The sequence below is a fragment of the Geodermatophilus sp. SYSU D00965 genome (assembly GCF_054050075.1).
Genome location: NZ_JBJGYQ010000013.1, coordinates 82,144 through 100,099 on the forward strand (window position 1 = coordinate 82,144; position 17,956 = coordinate 100,099).

A 17,956-nucleotide genomic window follows, 5' to 3' on the forward strand; every position below is an offset into this window, starting at 1 on the left:
ATGAGTCGCACGGCGTCATGAGATGGATCACACCCGGTTCGAGTTGCGCCGGTCCGCCGAGCGGAGCAGGCCACGCCGTCACCCCGGTTATCGTCGATCCGGCCACGTCCGGAACGACCGAGGAGCTCCTCCTGTCCGAACCCAGCGACCCCCGGGACGACGCCGGTCCGCGCCCGCGGCGCCCGCGCACCCGGCTGCTGCTCGTCCTCGCGCTGGGCGTCCTGCTGGCCGACCTCGCCACCAAGCTGCTCGTCGTCGCCACGATCGCGCCGGGGGAGGACGTCCGCCTGCTCGGCGGCGCCCTCTACCTGACGCACGCCCGCAACACCGGTGCGGCGTTCTCCTTCGCCGAGGGCTTCACCGTCGTCTTCACCCTCGTCGCGGTCGCCGTGGCGGTGGTGATCGTGCGCACCGCGCGCCGGCTGTTCTCGGCCGGCTGGGCGGTGGCGCTGGGGCTGGTGCTCGGCGGTGCGGTGGGCAACCTGGTCGACCGGGTCTTCCGCGACCCGGGGTTCCTGCGCGGCGGCGTCGTCGACTTCCTCTCCGTCTTCGCCCCTGACGGCCGGGTGTACCCGATCTTCAACCTGGCCGACTCGGCGATCGTCTGCGGCGGCGTCCTCGGCGCCGTGCTGGCGCTGCGCGGCGTCGAGTTCGACGGCTCCCGGGCCTCGGCCGCGCGCGCGGCGGGCGACGGCGGCCCGGCGGGCGGCTGAGCACCCGCGGTGGCGGCGCACCGGCCCGGTCGCGGCCCCCTGGCACGATGGAGGCCGTGACCAGCTCCGCGGGCCAGCACCGGGCCCTCCCGGTGCCGGACGGGCTGGAGGGCCAGCGCGTCGACCAGGCGCTGTCCCGGCTCTTCGGCCTCACCCGCAGCGCCGCCGCCGACCTGGCCGACGCCGGCGCCGTCCTCATCGACGGGCGCGCCCGCGGCAAGGGTGACCGGGTCAGCGGCGGCAGCTGGCTGGAGGTCGAGCTGCCCCCGCCGCCCGGGGAGCCCGTCGCGCCCGAGCCGGTCGCGGGGCTCACCGTCGTCCACGACGACGACGACATCGTGGTGGTGGACAAGCCGGTGGGCGTCGCGGCGCACCCGAGCCCCGGCTGGGAGGGGCCCACCGTCGTCGGCGGCCTGGCCGCGGCCGGGTACCGCATCTCCACCTCCGGCGCAGCCGAGCGGCAGGGCGTCGTCCACCGGCTCGACGCCGCCACCACCGGGCTGATGGTCGTGGCCAAGAGCGAGCGGGCCTACACGCTGCTCAAGGCGGCGTTCAAGGAGCGCACCGTCGAGAAGCGCTACTCCGCCCTGGTGCAGGGCCACCCCGATCCCTCGCGCGGCACGATCGACGCCCCCATCGACCGCCACCCGCGGCACGACTGGAAGTTCGCCGTCGTCCAGGGCGGCCGGCCCTCGGTCACCCACTACGAGGTCGTCGAGGCCTTCCCGGCCGCCAGCCTGGTCGACATCGAGCTGGAGACCGGCCGCACGCACCAGATCCGCGTGCACTTCTCCGCCCTGCGCCACCCGTGCGTGGGCGACACGACCTACGGCGCCGACCCGACCCTGGCCGCCCGGCTCGGCGTGGCCCGGCAGTGGCTGCACGCCGTCCGGCTGGGCATCCCGCACCCGGCCGACGGGCGGTGGATGGAGTTCACCAGCCCCTATCCGCCCGACCTCGCCGGCGCGCTGGAGATCCTGCGCGCAGAGGCGTGAGGCCCGGTCCCTGATGGATCTGCCCGGGTCCCTCGCCGAGTACGGCCCGGCGGCGCTGTCGGCGGTCGTCGTCGCCGGCTACCTGGTGGCCGGCGAGCCGTTGGTCGGGCACGTGCTGCACCGCCGGTTCGAGGGGCGGCTGCGCACCGACGACGGCGCCCGCCGGTCGTTCTACCGGCGGCTGCTGGTCCTCGAGTGGGGCCTGGCGCTGGTCGCCACCGTCGTCTGGCTGTCCGCCCCCGGGGTGAGCGCGGCCGAGGTGGGCCTGCGGTGGCCGCAGTCGTGGCCCGGTCCGCTGTCGGCCGCAGCCGCCGTCCTGGTCGTCGTCTTCGTGGTCCTGTCGACCCGGGCGCTGCGCTCCGGGGCGCTGGTCTCCGCCGCCGAGGTGCGGCGGCCGGGAGAGGGCCGGCACGCGGAGCCGCAGGTGCACGCTACCCTGGCGCTGCTGCCCCGCACGCCCGCCGAGCGGCGGCTGTTCACGGTCGTGGGCGTCACCGCGGGCGTGTGCGAGGAGTGGCTCTACCGCGGGTTCTTCCTCGCCGTCGTCGCCGCCGTCGCCGGAGGGCTGTCCACCCCCGCGCTGGTGGCCGTCGCCGCCGCGGCGTTCGGCCTGGCGCACGCCTACCAGGGGGTCGCCGGGATCGTGACCACCGGCGTGCTCGGGGGCGTGCTGGCCGCGGTGTACCTGGACACCGGCTCCCTGCTCGTGCCGGTCGTGCTGCACGTGCTCATCGACCTGCGCTTCCTGCTCGTCCCCGCGAGCGCGCTCCCGGCGGGCAGCCGGTGAGCGGGCGGGCGTCGATCGCGACCGCGGCGGACTGGCCGGAGGTGGTCGCGCTGCGCACCCGGGTCTTCGTCGAGGAGCAGGGGGTGCCGGCCGAGATCGAGCAGGACGCCCTCGACGCCACGGCCGTGCACGCCCTCGTCCGGGACGACGCCGGCCGGGTGGTCGCCACCGGCCGGCTCCTGACCCGGGAGGGGCGCGCGGTGGTCGGCCGGATGGCGGTCGACGCGTCGGCTCGCGGCCGCGGCCACGGCGCCGCCGTCCTGGCCGAGCTGCACCGCCAGGCGGTGCTGCGCGGCCTGCCGGAGGTGGAGCTGCACGCGCAGGTCACCGCCCGCGGGTTCTACGAGCGGGCCGGCTACACCGCGGTCGGCGACGAGTACGAGGAGGCCGGCATCGCGCACGTCACGATGCGGCGTGACCTCGGCTGACGTCGTGTGACCGAGCGGTCCGCCTGTGGCGAGACACCTTTCTGTCGGTCCCCCGGAGTAGACCTCCGTGGTGCGAGGATCGGGTCGTCCCCCGGCCCGCACCCCGGACCACAGCACCGCCGGTCTTCCCCGCCGGTCGCCCGCTCGGATCCCCGACGGCCGGGCACGCACGACCTGTGAGGAGCACGCACCCCCGTGAGCAGCACCCCGTCGTCCGACTCGTTCGTGCACCTGCACGTCCACACCGAGTACTCGATGCTCGACGGCGCGGCGAAGCTGCCGGAGGTGACGAAGGCCGCCGCGGAGCACGGCATGCCCGCCCTGGCGATGACCGACCACGGCAACGTGTTCGGGGCCTACGACTTCTACAAGCAGGCCAACAGCGCCGGCGTGAAGCCGATCATCGGCATGGAGGGCTACTACACGCCCGGCTCGCGGTTCGACCGGGCGCCGTTCGACTTCGGCGACAACCTCATCGACGAGGACGGCGAGGGCGGCTCGTCGCGCGGCAAGGCCGCCTACACCCACATGACGCTGCTGGCCCGCACCACCGAGGGGATGCACAACCTCTTCCGCATCTCCTCGCTGGCCAGCCTCGAGGGCCAGTACCGCAAGCCGCGGTTCGACCGCGACCTGCTGGAGAAGTACGGCAAGGGGCTGATCGCCACCACCGGCTGCCCGTCCGGTGAGGTGAACATGTGGCTGCGGGCCGGCAAGGAGGACCGCGCCCGCCAGGCCGCGGCCGACTTCCAGGACATCTTCGGCAAGGAGAACTTCTACGCCGAGCTGATGGACCACGGGCTGTCCATCGAGAAGAAGACCCGCCCGCAGCTGCTGGCGATCGCGAAGGACCTCGGCATCCCGCTGCTGGCGACCAACGACCTGCACTACACGCACAAGGAGGACGCCGAGGCCCACGACGCCCTGCTGTGCATCCAGACCGGGTCGCGCCTCAACGAGCCCAACCGCTTCAAGTTCAACGGCGACGGCTACTACCTGAAGAGCGCCGCGGAGATGCGGGCGCTGTTCACCGGTGACCTGAAGGCCGCCTGCGACAACACGCTGCTGGTCGCCGAGCAGTGCGAGGTGTCCTTCACCGAGGGCGCCGACCTGATGCCGCGCTTCCCGCTGCCGCCGGGGGAGGACGAGACCTCCTGGTTCGTCAAGGAGGTCGAGCGCGGGCTGCACAAGCGGTACCCGAACGGCATCCCCGACCACGTGCGCAAGCAGGCCGACTACGAGGTCGGGATCATCACCCAGATGGGCTTCCCGGGGTACTTCCTCGTGGTCGCCGACTTCATCAACTGGGCCAAGGACAACGGCATCCGCGTCGGCCCCGGCCGTGGCTCGGCCGCGGGCTCGCTGGCCGCGTACGCGATGGGCATCACCGACCTCGACCCGCTGGCGCACGGGCTGATCTTCGAGCGGTTCCTCAACCCCGAGCGCGTCTCGATGCCCGACGTCGACATCGACTTCGACGACCGCCGCCGCGGCGAGGTCATCCAGTACGTCTCGCAGAAGTACGGCGAGGAGCGGGTCAGCCAGATCGTCACCTACGGCACGATCAAGGCGAAGGCCGCGATCAAGGACGCCGCCCGCGTGCTCGACCGGCCCTACTCGGTCGGTGACGAGCTGACCAAGCTCATGCCGCCGGACGTCATGGGCAAGGGCATCCCGCTGTCGGGCGTGTTCGACCCGTCCCACCCGCGCTACAAGGAGGCCGCGGAGTTCCGCGCCCGCTACGAGTCCGACCCGGGCGCGGCCGAGGTCGTCGACCAGGCCCGCAAGCTCGAGGGGCTGAAGCGGCAGTGGGGCGTGCACGCCGCCGGCGTCATCATCGGCCGCTACCCGCTGATCGACAGCATCCCGATCATGCGCCGGGAGAACGACGGCGCCATCATCACGCAGTTCGACTACCCGACCTGCGAGACGCTCGGCCTGCTGAAGATGGACTTCCTGGGCCTGCGCAACCTCACGGTCATCGACGACGCGCTGCGCAACATCGTCGCGAACGGCAAGGAGCCGGTCGACCTCGACGAGATCAGCAAGGACCTCACCGACAAGGCCACCTACGAGCTGCTCTCCCGCGGGGACACCCTCGGCGTGTTCCAGTTCGACGGCGGCCCGATGCGGTCGCTGCTGCGGCTCATGCGGCCGGACAACTTCGAGGACATCTCCGCCGTCGGCGCGCTCTACCGGCCCGGCCCGATGGGCGCGAACTCGCACACCAACTACGCGCTGCGCAAGAACGGGCAGCAGGAGATCACGCCGATCCACCCGGAGCTGGCCGAGCCGCTGGAGGACATCCTCGGCACCACCTACGGCCTGATCGTCTACCAGGAGCAGGTCATGGCGATCGCGCAGAAGGTCGCCGGGTACTCGCTCGGCAAGGCCGACCTGCTGCGCCGCGCGATGGGCAAGAAGAAGAAGTCCGTCCTCGACGCGGAGTTCGTCGGGTTCGAGGCCGGCATGAAGGAGCGCGGCTACTCCGACGCGGCGATCAAGACGCTGTGGGACATCCTCGTCCCGTTCGCCGACTACGCCTTCAACAAGGCCCACTCGGCCGCCTACGGCCTGGTCTCGTACTGGACGGCGTACCTCAAGGCGAACTACCCGGCCGAGTACATGGCCGGGCTGCTGACCAGCGTCGGCGACGACAAGGACCGCCGGCCGATCTACCTGGCGGAGTGCCGGCGGATGGGCATCAAGGTGCTCCCGCCGGACGTCAACGAGTCGTCCTGGGACTTCGCCGCCGTCGGCACCGACATCCGCTTCGGGCTGGCGTCGGTGCGCAACGTCGGGCACAACGTGGTCGACTCCATCCGCCGGGCCCGCGAGGAGAAGGGCGCGTTCAAGGACTTCGCGGACTTCATGCGGAAGATCGACACGGTGGCCTGCAACAAGAAGGTCATCGAGTCCCTGGCCAAGGCCGGCGCGTTCGACTCCCTGGGCCACTCCCGGCAGGGCATCGTCGCCGTCCACGCCCAGGCGGTCGACTCGGCGATGGCGCTCAAGCGCAAGGAGGCCGAGGGCCAGTTCGACCTCTTCGGCAGCTTCGGTGGCGACGACGACGGCGGGGACGACCCGTTCGGCGGGGCGCTGGACATCGTGATCCCGACCGCCGACTGGTCGAAGTCCGAGCGGCTGATGTTCGAGCGCGACATGCTCGGCCTCTACGTCTCCGACCACCCGCTGCACGGCGTCGAGCACGTGCTCACCGCGCACGCCGACACCCCGATCGCCGAGATCAACGCCGGCGGCGTGGAGGACGGCGCGAACGTGACCATCGCCGGCATCCTCACGTCGGTGCAGCCCCGCACCAACAAGCAGGGCGCGCCCTGGGCGATCGCGACGCTGGAGGACCTCGAGTCCGGCATCGAGGTGCTGTTCTTCCCGAAGACCTGGGCCGAGGTGTCGGAGAAGGTCGTCCGCGACCAGATCGTGGTGGTCAAGGGCCGGATCAGCCGGCGCGACGACCAGCCCTCGCTGTTCGGCGCCGAGGTGACCATCCCCGAGCTCACCGAGGGTCCGCGCGGCCCGGTGATGGTCTCGATGGCCGCCGCCCGCTGCACCCCGCCGGTCGTCGAGCGGCTGCGGGAGGTCCTGGGCAGCCACCCGGGCACCACCGAGGTGCAGCTCAAGCTGGTCAACGGCGGCCGGGAGACCGTGCTACGGCTGGACCAGGGCCTGCGGGTGCGGCCGAGCACCGCGCTGATGGGGGACATCAAGGCCCTGCTCGGCCCGACCAGCGTGGCGCTGCTGTGAAGAAGGACCACCCTTCCCCCCACGCCTCGCGAGCTCGGCGCGGGGCCCTGAAGGGTGGCCGTTCCAGTACGTCACCGAGGGCGGCGCGACGGTCCGGGAAGAGGTTCCCAGGGTCGCGCGGTTGACTGGGGACGTGCACGCTCCCGTTCCGCCCGGCCCCGTCGAGCCGCTGCGCGCTCCCGGGCGGGCCTGGTGGGCGAGCAGACCCCGCTGGCCCGGGGCCGCGGAGCTGCGCGCCGACCTGCGCAGCGCGCTCGGCGTGGCCGGGGTGCTGCTGGTGTGCGGACTGCCAGCCGGGCTGCTGTGGTGGGCCCTGGCGCCGCGGGCGCGGTTCGAGGTCACCGGTGACGGCTCGGTGCCGATCGGGCGCCCGTCCGCGGAGCTGCTCGTCGCCGACGACGGCGTCTTCACCCTCGTGCTGGCCGCGCTCGGCCTGTTGGCCGGCGTGCTGGCCTGGCGGCTGCGCCGCCGCCGCGGGGTCGCCGTGCTGCTGGCCCTCGCGGTGGGCACGCTGCTCGCCGCGGTCCTGGCCTGGCAGCTCGGGCAGCTGCTCGGCCCCCCGCCCACCCAGGAGCAGCTGGCCGACGTCGGCGCGGCGGTCACCACCGGGCTGCGGCTGAACTCGCCGGCGGCGCTCGCCATCGGCCCGTTCTGCGCCGTCCTGGCCTACCTGCTGGCCGCGCTGCTCGCCGCCACCGAGGACCTCGGCCGGCCCGACCCGCCGCCCGCCGCGGCCGCGCCGCCGTTGCCGGGCGGGGTGGCCCCGGAGGCGTCGGCCCGCGAGGACGCCCGGTTCAGTTGACGCTGCGCGGCCCGGCGAACCGCTGCAGCGGCGCCGGCACCGCGCCCACCGTCTCCAGCAGGGTCAGCTCCCGCCGCAGCAACCGGGACTCCGCCCGCAGCCGCCGCCGGGTCGCCGACTCGGCGAGCAGCGCCTGCCGGTCCTCGGTGGTCAGCAGCGCCGCCGACGCCACCAGGTAGGACAGCGCCCGCGGGTCACCGGAGACGGCGTCCAGCAGCAGCTCCGGGTCCGGCTCGTCCCCGTCGGCCTCCCCGGTGAGCTCGGCGACCGCGGCGACGTACTGCGCGAACAGCTCGCCCACGCCCCGGACCAGCACCCCCAGCGAGCTGCGCGCGACGTCGGAGACGAGGTCGTCGAGCTCGTCGTCGGGCACCGCACCGTCAGCCGGCGCCAGGCCCTCGTGGTCACCGGCGGCCTCCTCGGCGGCCTCCTCGTCCGCGAGCCACTCCACCTCGGCCCGCAGGTAGGGCGGGTCGTCGCCGACGAGGACGTCCAGCAGCCGGAACCGGTCGCCGCCGACGGTCACGATGCGGAACCCGCCGTCCGGCTGCGGGCGCACGGCCTGCAACCGGGCGGTGCAGCCCACGTCGTACAGCGCCTCCGCGGGGGCCACCTGCTCGACCTCCCAGCCCTGCCGGATGGCGACCACGCCGAAGAACCGGCCCTCGCCGTCGGGCCGGGCCAGCAGGTCGCTCATCAGCCGCCGGTAGCGGAGCTCGAAGACCTGCAGCGGCAGGACCACCCCGGGGAACAGCGGCGTCCCGAGCGGGAAGAGCGGGATCACGTCGCCCACGGCGCCGAGCCTACGGGGGAGGGCCGGACGCCGGACCGGGCACGACGACGGCGGCCCCGCTACCCCCGTCTACCCTGGGGTGTTCCCGTTCCCCGCCTCGGAACCGCCCGGAGGTCCGCCCGTGCTCGCCCGCATCGACCTGCGTGGGTCCGCGCTCCCGGGGGTGCGTGAGCTCTCCGGCCTGCTCCCGCGCGCCGCGACCGACATCGACTCGGTACTGGCGACGGTCCGGCCGCTGTGCGAGGACGTCCGCATCCGCGGCGCCCAGGCGGTCCGCGAGATCACCGCCCGCCTCGACGGCGTCGACCTCGAGGACTTCGCCGTCCCGGCCGCGGCGATCGAGCGGGCCCTGGCCGAGATCGACCCCGCCGTCCGCGCCGCGCTGGAGGAGGCGATCACCCGGGTGCGGAAGGTGCACGCCGACCAGCGGCGCACCGACGTCACCACCCAGGTGGTCCGCGGCGGCACGGTGACCGAGCGCTGGGTGCCGGTGCGCCGCGTCGGTCTCTACGTGCCCGGCGGCCTGGCGCCGCTGCTGTCCAGCGTGGTCATGAACGTCGTCCCGGCGCAGATCGCCGGCGTCGAGTCGATCGCGGTCGCCTCCCCGCCGCAGCGCGACCACGGCGGCCTGCCCGACCCCGGCGTCCTCGCCGCGTGCGCCCTCCTCGGCGTCCGCGAGGTCTACGCCGTCGGCGGCGCCCAGGCGATCGCGGTCTTCGGCTACGGCGCGGGCTCCTGCGAGCCGGTCGACATGGTCACCGGCCCCGGCAACGTGTACGTGACGGCGGCCAAGCGGCTGCTGCGCGGGCTCATCGGCATCGACTCCGAGGCCGGCCCCACCGAGGTCGCCATCCTCGCCGACGACACCGCCGACCCCGCGCACGTGGCCGCGGACCTCATCAGCCAGGCCGAGCACGACCCGCTCGCCGGCGCGGTGCTGGTGACGACCAGCGAGGAACTGGCCGACGCCGTCCTCGGCCTGGTCCCGGGGCAGGTGGCCGCCACCAAGCACTCCGACCGCATCACCACCGCGCTCGACGGCAGCCAGTCCGGGATCGTCCTGGTCGACGACGTCGAGGCCGGCCTGCGCGTGGTCGACGCCTACGCCGCCGAGCACCTGGAGATCCAGACCCGGGACGCGCGCGAGGTGGCGCTGCGGGTGCGCAACGCCGGCGCGGTCTTCGTCGGGCCCTGGTCGCCGGTGTCGCTCGGCGACTACTGCGCCGGCTCCAACCACGTGCTGCCCACCGGCGGCTGCGCGCGGCACTCCAGCGGCCTGTCGGTGCAGTCGTTCCTGCGCGGCATCCACGTGGTCGAGTACGACGAGCAGGCCCTGGCCGAGGTGGCCGGGCACATCGACGCCCTCGCCGGCGCCGAGGACCTCCCCGCGCACGCCGCCGCCGTCCGGGTCCGGCAGCGCGCATGACGCGACTCGACGAGCTCCCGCTGCGGCCGGAGCTGCGGGGCCGCACGCCCTACGGCGCCCCGCAGCTGCCGGCCAAGTACCGGCTCAACACCAACGAGAACCCGCACCCGCTGCCGCCGGAGCTGCTCGCCGACCTCGGCGAGGCCCTGGGTCGCGCCGCGCTCGAGCTCAACCGCTACCCGGACCGCGACGCCCTCGACCTGCGCCGCGACCTCGCCGCATACCTGACCCGCACCGGTGGGCAGGAGCTCGACGCGACGCAGGTGTGGGCGGCCAACGGCAGCAACGAGATCCTGCAGCAGGTCCTGCAGGCGTTCGGCGGCGCGGGCCGGCGGGCGCTGGGCTTCACGCCGTCCTACTCGATGCACCCGATCATCTCCGCCGGCACCGGCACGGCCTGGGTCGACGGACGGCGGCGGTCGGACTTCACCATCGACCCCGACGCCGCCGCGGCGCAGGTCGGCGAGGTCCGCCCGGACGTCGTGTTCGTGACCAGCCCCAACAACCCGACCGGCACCGCGGTGGAGCTGGCGACCGTCGAGGCGCTCTACGACGCGACCGACGGCGTCGTGGTCGTCGACGAGGCCTACGCCGAGTTCGCCCGCACCGGCACGCCCTCGGCGCTCACCCTGCTGCCGGGCCGGCCGCGGCTGATCGTCAGCCGCACCATGAGCAAGGCCTTCGGCATGGCCGGCCTGCGGCTGGGCTACCTGGCCGCCGACCCCGCCGTCGTCGACGCGCTGCAGCTGGTCCGGCTGCCCTACCACCTCAGCTCGCTGACCCAGGCCGCCGCCCGGACGGCGCTCGCGCACACCGACGCGCTGCTGGCCACCGTCGCCGCAGTCAAGGCCGAGCGCGACCGGATCGTCGCGGCGCTGCCGGGGATGGGGCTGACCAGCGTGCCCAGCGACGCCAACTTCGTCCTCTTCGGCCGATTCGCCGACGCCCCCGCCGCCTGGCAGGCGCTGCTCGACCGCGACGTCCTCGTGCGCGACGTCGGGCTGCCCGGCTGGCTGCGGGTCACCGCCGGGACGCCGGAGGAGACCGACGCCTTCCTCACCGCGCTGGGTGAGGTGGCCGCCGACCACCGCCTGGGAGACTAGGAGCCATGACCCGCACCGCACGCGTCGAGCGCGAGACCAGCGAGACCAAGCTCGTCGTCGAGCTCGACCTCGACGGCACCGGGACGAGCTCCATCAGCACCGGGGTCGGGTTCTACGACCACATGCTGACCGCGCTGTCCAAGCACAGCGGCATCGACCTCACCGTGCAGGCCGACGGCGACCTGCACATCGACGCCCACCACACGGTGGAGGACGTCGCCATCGCCCTCGGCCAGGCCTTCGCCCAGGCGCTGGGGGACAAGAAGGGCATCACCCGCTACGGCGACGCCACGATCCCGATGGACGAGGTGCTGGCGCAGGCGGCGGTGGACCTCTCCGGCCGGCCGTACTTCGTGCACTCCGAGCCCGACAACATGACGCCGATGATCGGGCCGGACTACCCGACCAGCCTGACCAAGCACGTGCTGGAGTCCTTCGCCTTCAACGCGCGGATCAGCCTGCACGTACGGGTCCTCTACGCCGGCCGCGACGCCCACCACATCGTCGAGGGCCAGTTCAAGGCGCTGGCCCGGGCGCTGCGCGCCGCGGTCGCCCTCGACCCGCGCGTCACCGACGTCCCCTCCACCAAGGGTGCGCTGTAGGTGACCTTCGCCGTCCTGCTGCTCGTCCTGGGCGGCTTCCTGCTCGGCGGGGCCTGGAGCATCTGGAAGGCCGACTCCGACACCGAGGGGCGCACCGGCCCGCAGGTGTTCTTCGCCCTCGTCCTGCTGGCGGCAGCCCTGCTGGCCACGGTCTCCGGCGTGCTGCGGATGGTGTGAGGGACCTCCCGGAACAACGGCCGGCCCGCTGCGGGCTGAGAACTAGCGTGGGAGCCATGAAGAAGGTCGTCGTCCTCGACTACGGGTCGGGCAACCTCCGCTCGGCCGAGCGCGCGCTGGCCCGCGTCGGCGCCGACGTGACCGTGACCGGCGACCCGCAGGCGGCCCTCGACGCCGACGGGCTGGTCGTCCCCGGCGTGGGCGCCTTCGCCGCCTGCATGGCCGGGCTGCGCGCCGTCGACGGCCCGCGGGTGATCGGCCGCCGGCTGGCCGGCGGACGGCCGGTGCTCGGCGTCTGCGTCGGCATGCAGATCCTCTTCGAGCGCGGCGTGGAGCACGGCCAGGACGCCGAGGGCTGCGGGGAGTGGCCCGGCGTCGTCGAGCCGCTCGAGGCGCCGGTGCTGCCGCACATGGGCTGGAACACCGTGCAGGCGCCGCAGGACACCGTGCTGTTCGACGGGCTGGAGGACCAGCGCTTCTACTTCGTGCACTCCTACGGCGTGCGCGAGTTCCCCCTCGGGGCCGACGGCGCGCCGTCCCGGCTCGCCCCGCCGCTGGTCACCTGGGCCGAGCACGGCGACCGGTTCGTCGCCGGCGTGGAGAACGGGCCGCTGTCGGCGACCCAGTTCCACCCCGAGAAGAGCGGCGACGCGGGGGCCCAGCTGCTCACGAACTGGCTGCAGACGCTCGACTGAGGCCGCAGCCCCGGGGCGTCGCCCCGGTGTGCACGACCTCCTCCGCGACCTCCCGCAGCTTGACGTTGCGGCGGCAGCTGACCCGCTGGAGGGCGGCGAAGGCCCGCTCCTCGGTGATGCCGTGCCGGGCCATGAGGATGCCCAGCGCCATGCCGATCCGGCGGTTGCTGCCCAGCGCCACCTCCAGGTGCCGGGCGCGCGCCTCCACCGCGGACAGTTCCGCCCGGAGCCGGCGCAGCTCGGTCCCCGGCGTCCGCCTGTCGCGGAGCCGTTCGGCCTCGGACGCCGCCTGCACTGCGCGGGCGACGATGGCGCGGGCCCGCCGCCGGAGAGCCAGCGTCGTCGCGAAGAGGGCCTCGGGGTCCGGCGTGCGGCCCCGGGGCGAGCATCGGGCCATCGGTCCCTCCCGCTCGGCCCGCCCGTGACTGCTCCATCCTGAGCACCCGCGCCCGCGGTGGCCAGGGGTCTGGTCCTCACCACCGGCCGCGGTGCACGACCTCCTCCACGCCACGCCGCCCCCGGCGCAGGGACGGCGACCGGCGGTCCTCGCCGCCGGGGTAGCCGACCGACAGGCAGCCCACCGGCCGGTACTGCGCCGGCACGCCGAACGCCGACCGGAAGGCGTCGACCCGCTCGGCGGGGACGCCGAAGAAGCAGGCGCCGAGCCCCTCGTCGACGGCGGTCAGCAGGACCAGCAGCGCGGCCATGCCGGTGTCGACGTCCCAGTAGGGGACCGGCCAGCGCGCCTCGTCCCGGTCGGTCCAGCCCTTGTCCGGCTCGGCGTAGCGGTCGAGGTAGGCGTCCTTGCACGACAGCGGCACGATCAGCAGCGGCGCCCGGCGCATCCGGGTGAGCCAGGCGTCCGGCTCGCCGGGCGAGGTGGTCACCGACCAGAACCGCGCGCGGTCCTCGGCGTCCTCCAGGACCAGGAACGCCCAGCCCTGGCTGAAGCCGGCCGACGGCGCCCGGATCGCGTGCTCGAGCAGCCGCTCCCGCACCTCCGGCGGCACCGGACGATCGGGGTCGTAGTCGCGCACCATCCGGCGGCGACGGACGACGTCGGCGAACTCCACGGCGGTCACCCTGCCAGCCGCTCCCGCGACCGGGCACACGCGGTCGGGACGGTCGCGACCGACTCCTATGCTCCCTCCGGTCCGGCCGCTCCTCGTCCCCGGCCGGCCCCCGGCCCGTCCCTCCCGGAGGTCCGCCCGTGCGGGTGCAGTCGGCGGTCAACGTCGCCGAGGTCCGGCAGCTGGCCCGCCGGCGGCTGCCCCGCCCGGTCTTCGACATGGTCGACGGCGGGGCGGACGACGAGCTGACGCTGGCCCGCAACGAGGCGGCCTTCCGCGAGATCCGGCTCAGCCCCCGCACGATGGCCGACGTCGGCGCCGTCGACCCCTCGCTGGAGCTGTTCGGCCGGCGCCTGTCGATGCCCGTCCTGCTCGCGCCGACCGGGGGAGGGCGCGTCGCCCACCGGCGGGCGGAGCTGGCGGTCGCGGCCGCCGCCCGCGCGCAGGACACCGTCTACGTGCAGAGCACCGTCACCGGGTACCCGCTCGAGGAGGTGGCGCGGGCCGGCGGGGGAGACCTGTGGTACCAGCTCTACCTGCCCGCGACCCGCGACGAGGCCCGCGCGGCGCTGGACCGGGTCGCCGCGGCCGGCTACCGGGTGCTGGTCCTGACCGTGGACACCCCCGTCTTCGGCGGCCGGGAGCGCGACCGCCGCAACGGCTTCTCGCTGCCGATCCGCCCGCGGCCCCGGATGCTGCTGCACGGCGCCTCCCGCCCGGCCTGGGCGGTGGACTTCCTCCGCGGCAACCTGCCCAGCCGGCGGGGCGGCCGCCTGTCGGCGTGGGCGACGCAGCGGCAGATCCTGGCCTCGCCCCGGCCGGTCACCTGGGACGACCTGGCCTACGTCCGCGGCCTGTGGCACGGGCCGCTGGTGGTCAAGGGCGTGCTGCGCCCGGACGAGTGCACGCGCTTCCTCGACGCGGGCGTGGACGGCCTGGTGGTGTCCAACCACGGTGGGCGCCAGCTCGACGGGGTCCCCGCCACGATCGAGGCGCTGCCCGCGATCGTCGAGGCGGTGGACGGGCGGGTCGACGTGCTGCTCGACGGCGGCGTCCGGCGCGGCACCGACGTGCTCAAGGCGCTCGCGCTCGGCGCCCGCGCCGTGCTCGTCGGCCGGCCCTACCTCTACGGCCTGGGCGCCGGCCGGCCGGCCGGGGTGGACCGGGGGGTCGCGCTCCTACGGACCCCGGTCGTCGCGGCGTTGTGGGTGACCCGCGGCTGGGGGGGCGCCCTCTCGCAGCCCCCCCTGCTCCTCCCGCCGCACCGCTGGTGAAGGACGCCCCTTCCCCGGACGCCTCGCAGGCTCAGGCGGAGGGCCCCTGGCGGGTGGCCGTCCACCGGGCGGAAGGGCCGTGGTCGCCGCGGACGGACCGCACCTAGCGTGACCGGCGGCACACCCGGGAGCAGCGGCGCACTCCCGCGCGCGAGCAGCCGGTCGAGGCGCTGCGCTCCGAGAGAGAAGAGGACGAGTTGGCCGAGATGGTGCGCGCCGCGGTGCAGGTCGGGCCGCGCAAGATCGAGATCCAGGAGTTCCCCCGCCCCGAGACCGGGCCGGACGACGGCCTCCTCCGCCTCGAGGCCAACGGCCTGTGCGGCAGCGACGTCGAGTTCTACAAGGGCCACGCCCGCCCGGACGCCCCGGCGTTCGTGCCCGGCCACGAGCCGATGGGGATCGTCGAGGAGGTCGGCGAGAACGCCGCCAAGCGCTGGGGCGTCCAGCCGGGGGACCGGGTCGCCCTCGAGGTCGTCATCCCGTGCCGCAACTGCTTCGACTGCCTGACCGGCAACTACCAGGCCTGCCGCAACCGCGTCGGCGGCCACGGGGTCACCCCGGTCGACGTCGCGCCGTCCCTGTGGGGCGGGTTCGCCGAGTACATGTACCTGGCCCCGGGGTCCGTCGTCCACAAGATCGACAACACGCTGCCGGTCGAGGTGGCGGCCATGTACAACTCCATGGGCGCCGGGGTGCGTTGGGCGCTGCACTACGGGCAGGTCCAGTTCGGCGACACCGTGCTCGTTCTCGGCTCCGGCCTGCGCGGCATCGCCGCGGTCATCGCCGCCAAGGCCGCCGGCGCGGGGCGGGTCGTGGTCACCGGCCTGGAGGCCGACGCGCACAAGCTCGCGCTGGCCCGCGAGTTCGGCGCCGACCACACCGTGGTCGTCGACGGCGACGCCGCCGAGGACGTCGTCGAGCGGGTCCGCGACCTCACCGACGGCCGCGGCGTCGACGTCACCCTGGAGCTCACCCCGATGGCCGCCGGGCCGGTCACCGACGCGCTGCTGGCCACCAAGCACGGCGGGCGGGTCGTCCTGGCCGGCATCAAGGGCGACCGGGAGATCCCGGTGCGCACCGACCTGATCATCAACCGGGCGCTCACCGTGCAGGGCGCGTTCGGCGTCGACGCCAAGGCGATGGCCGAGGCGATCGCGCTCATCGAGTCCCGCCGCTTCCCGCTGGAGCGGCTGCACACCCACTCCTTCGGCCTGGACGACACCGCGCACGCCATCGAGGTCCTCGCCGGCGAGGTGCCGGGCGAGTCCGCCGTCCACGTCTCCGTCCACCCGAACCTCTGACCGGAGGACCGCATGCTCGTCGACACCCACGCCCACCTGCTGCCCCACTCCTACCCCGAAGACGCCCCCGAGTGCTTCCCCCGCATGGAGCCGGTGGACGGCGAGACCGCCCGCACCCTGCTGTTCGGCCATATGCAGTTCAAGGCCAAGGACGTCTTCTTCGACGCCGAGCGCCGCCTCGAGGCCCAGGACGCCTCCGGCGTCGACGTCGAGGTGCTCAGCCCCATGCCGCCGCTGCTGCGCTACGACCTGCCGCTGGCCGACGGCCTGTCCCTGGCCCGCCACGTCAACGAGTTCAGCGCGACGCTGTGCCAGGCCGACCCCACCCGGCTGATCGCCCTCGGCATGGTCCCGATGCAGGACCCGGACGCCGCCACCGCCGAGCTGTCCGCCATCCAGGAGCTGGGCCTCGCCGGCGTCGAGATCGCCTCGAACATCCTCGGCTCCTCGATCGGCCACGAGAAGTTCCTGCCGTTCTTCGCCGAGGCCGAGCGGCTCGGGCTGTCGGTGTTCGTGCACGCGATGCCCTCGCCCACCGAGCGGCTGCCGATGTCGGCCATGGGCACCTACGTGGTCGGCGTCGAGGGCGCGTTCGCGGCCGCCTCGATGGTCACCGGCGGCACCGCCGCCAAGTGCCCCGACCTGCGGATCTCCTTCAGCCACGCGGCCGGCGGCTACCCGCTGATGATCCCGCGCCACCAGTACTTCTGGGGCGGCTCGTGGAACGAGGAGCCGAAGAACCCCGAGCGCGCGGTCATGCCCGACGACGGCCCCTCACCGCTGGAGTACGCGCGGCGCTTCTACTACGACTCGCTGGTCTTCGACCGCCGGGCGCTGACCTACCTGGTCGACCTGCTCGGCGCCGACCGGCTGCTGGTCGGCTCGGACTTCCCCGCCATGCCGCGGGAGGAACCCGCCGGCCGCACGCTGCGGTCCATGGACCTGCCCGAGGACGTCCTGCGGCAGATCACCTGGGACAACGCCTGGCGCTGGCTGGGCACGGCGCCCACCCGGTGAACCACCCGGCTCCGGGGCGCCGCGCGGGCTCCGGAGCCGGCCGCCGTCACGGCCGGCGGCGGGACGGCGGCTGCGCCGACGGGGCGCCCAGCGCGCGGGAGATGCCGCGCGCGGTGGCGTTGAGCACCGGCACCAGCGCCTGGGCCTGCGTCGTCCCGGCGGCCACCGTCACGCCGAGGGCGGCGACCACCTCGTCGCCGCGGCCGCGCACCGGGACGGCGACGGCGAGCGCCGGCGCGTCCGCGGTCAGCTGGTTCTCGGCGGCGGCGAACCCGGTCCGGCGCACCTCGGCCAGCGTGCGCCGCAGCACCGCCGGGTCGGTGATCGTCTCCGGCGTGAACGCCTGCAGCGGGCCGCTGAGCACCTCCTCCTGCACCTCCGGGCCGGCGAAGGCCAGGAGCACCTGGCCGGTGCCGGTCGTGTGCAGCGGCCAGCGCCCGCCGATCCGGCTCATCAGCCGCACCGCGCCGCGGGCCCGCAGCGCCTCCACGTAGACGACGTCGGCGCCGTCCCGGACCCCGAGGACGACGTTGGCCCGCGTCGCCTGGTGCAGGTCGTCGACGTAGGGCACCGCCAGCTCGCGCAGCTGCAGTCCGTGCGGCGCCAGCGCGCCGAGCTCCAGCAGCCGCAGCCCGATGCCGTAGCGCCCGTCCTCGCCCCGCTCCGGGGCGCCCCACTCCCGCAGCTCGCCGACGAGGCGGTGCGTGGTGGTCAGCGACAGCCCGGACCGACGGCTGATCTCGCTCAGCGTGAGGGTGGCGTGCGCCGGGCCGAACGCCGCCAGGACGGCGAGCACCCGGCCCGCCGCGGTGGCGCCCTGCCCGGGAGCGGGGACCTCCCGGCCTCGTCCGCCGGCAGCCCGCAGCGGTCCCGTCGTGCTCAACCCGACCTCCAGCTCCGCCTCGCGAGCAGCCTCCGACGCGGGGCACGGCGCGCTTCCCCGGCCACTGTCCGTGCGCGCGGTCGGGCGTGTCAAACGGGCTCGCGAGCCGGTCCGTGTGCCGCCTG

18 protein-coding genes are annotated in these 17,956 nt (G+C 74.5%); 14 read left to right on the forward strand and 4 right to left on the reverse strand.

Translation table 11 applies throughout. The annotated features are described in order from the left end of the window. Positions 1-17 precede the first annotated feature (17 nt). The 6 genes from lspA (at position 18) to ACI789_RS14060 (ending at position 7,490) form a co-directional block, all read left to right on the forward strand. The gene (lspA, locus tag ACI789_RS14035; RefSeq protein ID WP_457009957.1) at positions 18-713 is read left to right on the forward strand and encodes a signal peptidase II; all 696 of its coding nucleotides are present in this window, start codon (positions 18-20) and stop codon (positions 711-713) included. 47 nt (positions 714-760) lie between these two features. Then, the gene (locus ACI789_RS14040; protein WP_457009959.1) at positions 761-1,708 is read left to right on the forward strand and encodes an RluA family pseudouridine synthase; all 948 of its coding nucleotides are present in this window, start codon (positions 761-763) and stop codon (positions 1,706-1,708) included. Positions 1,709-1,721: 13 nt separating this feature from the next. Then, positions 1,722-2,495, forward strand: coding sequence for a CPBP family glutamic-type intramembrane protease (locus ACI789_RS14045; RefSeq protein WP_457009961.1), 774 nt, complete (start codon positions 1,722-1,724; stop codon positions 2,493-2,495). Then, positions 2,492-2,923, forward strand: coding sequence for a GNAT family N-acetyltransferase (locus ACI789_RS14050; RefSeq protein ID WP_457009963.1), 432 nt, complete (start codon positions 2,492-2,494; stop codon positions 2,921-2,923). The genes ACI789_RS14045 and ACI789_RS14050 overlap by 4 nt, the downstream gene beginning before the upstream one ends. Before the next feature lie 195 nt (positions 2,924-3,118). Beyond that, positions 3,119-6,688, forward strand: a complete 3,570-nt coding sequence (gene dnaE / locus ACI789_RS14055) for a DNA polymerase III subunit alpha (protein WP_457009965.1) — start codon at positions 3,119-3,121, stop codon at positions 6,686-6,688. A 133-nt stretch (positions 6,689-6,821) separates the two neighbouring features. After that, entirely contained in the window at positions 6,822-7,490 is a 669-nt protein-coding gene (locus tag ACI789_RS14060; RefSeq protein ID WP_457009967.1) for a DUF2567 domain-containing protein, read from the forward strand. On the opposite strand, the gene ACI789_RS14065 is transcribed toward ACI789_RS14060, so the two are convergent. Next, positions 7,483-8,283, reverse strand: coding sequence for an LON peptidase substrate-binding domain-containing protein (locus tag ACI789_RS14065; protein WP_457009969.1), 801 nt, complete (start codon positions 8,281-8,283; stop codon positions 7,483-7,485). The two genes, ACI789_RS14060 and ACI789_RS14065, sit on opposite strands and share 8 nt — an antisense overlap. Positions 8,284-8,404: 121 nt before the next feature. Between ACI789_RS14065 and hisD the strand changes: the two genes are divergently transcribed. From hisD to hisH, 5 genes are read left to right on the forward strand one after another with little or no spacing between them, the layout of a single operon-like run. Then, the gene (gene hisD / locus ACI789_RS14070; protein WP_457009971.1) at positions 8,405-9,709 is read left to right on the forward strand and encodes a histidinol dehydrogenase; all 1,305 of its coding nucleotides are present in this window, start codon (positions 8,405-8,407) and stop codon (positions 9,707-9,709) included. Beyond that, on the forward strand, positions 9,706-10,812 hold the full coding sequence (locus ACI789_RS14075) for a histidinol-phosphate transaminase (RefSeq protein ID WP_457009973.1): 1,107 nt from the start codon (positions 9,706-9,708) through the stop codon (positions 10,810-10,812). Before hisD ends, ACI789_RS14075 begins: the two co-directional genes overlap by 4 nt. A 5-nt stretch (positions 10,813-10,817) precedes the next feature. Continuing rightward, on the forward strand, positions 10,818-11,414 hold the full coding sequence (hisB, locus tag ACI789_RS14080) for an imidazoleglycerol-phosphate dehydratase HisB (RefSeq protein ID WP_457009975.1): 597 nt from the start codon (positions 10,818-10,820) through the stop codon (positions 11,412-11,414). Next, positions 11,415-11,591: a hypothetical protein gene (locus ACI789_RS14085; RefSeq protein ID WP_456919723.1), complete on the forward strand. Its 177-nt coding sequence runs from the start codon at positions 11,415-11,417 to the stop codon at positions 11,589-11,591. 56 nt (positions 11,592-11,647) lie between these two features. Then, the gene (gene hisH / locus ACI789_RS14090; protein ID WP_457009977.1) at positions 11,648-12,286 is read left to right on the forward strand and encodes an imidazole glycerol phosphate synthase subunit HisH; all 639 of its coding nucleotides are present in this window, start codon (positions 11,648-11,650) and stop codon (positions 12,284-12,286) included. On the opposite strand, the gene ACI789_RS14095 is transcribed toward hisH, so the two are convergent. Together ACI789_RS14095 and ACI789_RS14100 are read right to left on the reverse strand one after the other, a co-directional pair. Then, positions 12,258-12,683, reverse strand: coding sequence for an ANTAR domain-containing protein (locus ACI789_RS14095; protein WP_457009979.1), 426 nt, complete (start codon positions 12,681-12,683; stop codon positions 12,258-12,260). The genes hisH and ACI789_RS14095 overlap by 29 nt on opposite strands. A 76-nt stretch (positions 12,684-12,759) precedes the next feature. Then, a complete protein-coding gene (locus ACI789_RS14100; protein WP_457009981.1) occupies positions 12,760-13,368 on the reverse strand; it encodes a nitroreductase family protein in 609 nt (202 codons plus the stop codon). A gap of 128 nt (positions 13,369-13,496) precedes the next feature. Here ACI789_RS14100 and ACI789_RS14105 point away from each other — a divergent pair, with 128 nt between their 5' ends. From ACI789_RS14105 to ACI789_RS14115, 3 genes are all read left to right on the forward strand, one after another. Next, positions 13,497-14,630, forward strand: coding sequence for an alpha-hydroxy acid oxidase (locus ACI789_RS14105; protein ID WP_457009983.1), 1,134 nt, complete (start codon positions 13,497-13,499; stop codon positions 14,628-14,630). A 206-nt stretch (positions 14,631-14,836) separates the two neighbouring features. Beyond that, positions 14,837-15,931, forward strand: coding sequence for a zinc-dependent alcohol dehydrogenase (locus tag ACI789_RS14110; protein ID WP_457010079.1), 1,095 nt, complete (start codon positions 14,837-14,839; stop codon positions 15,929-15,931). Between the two features lie 12 nt (positions 15,932-15,943). Next, positions 15,944-16,948: an amidohydrolase family protein gene (locus ACI789_RS14115; protein ID WP_457009985.1), complete on the forward strand. Its 1,005-nt coding sequence runs from the start codon at positions 15,944-15,946 to the stop codon at positions 16,946-16,948. Between the two features lie 46 nt (positions 16,949-16,994). Here the strand turns inward: ACI789_RS14115 and ACI789_RS14120 are convergent, their stop codons facing one another. Then, positions 16,995-17,831 carry an IclR family transcriptional regulator gene (locus tag ACI789_RS14120; protein WP_457009987.1) on the reverse strand — a complete coding sequence of 279 codons (837 nt, stop codon included), beginning with the start codon at positions 17,829-17,831 and terminating at the stop codon, positions 16,995-16,997. Between the last annotated feature and the right edge of the window lie 125 nt (positions 17,832-17,956).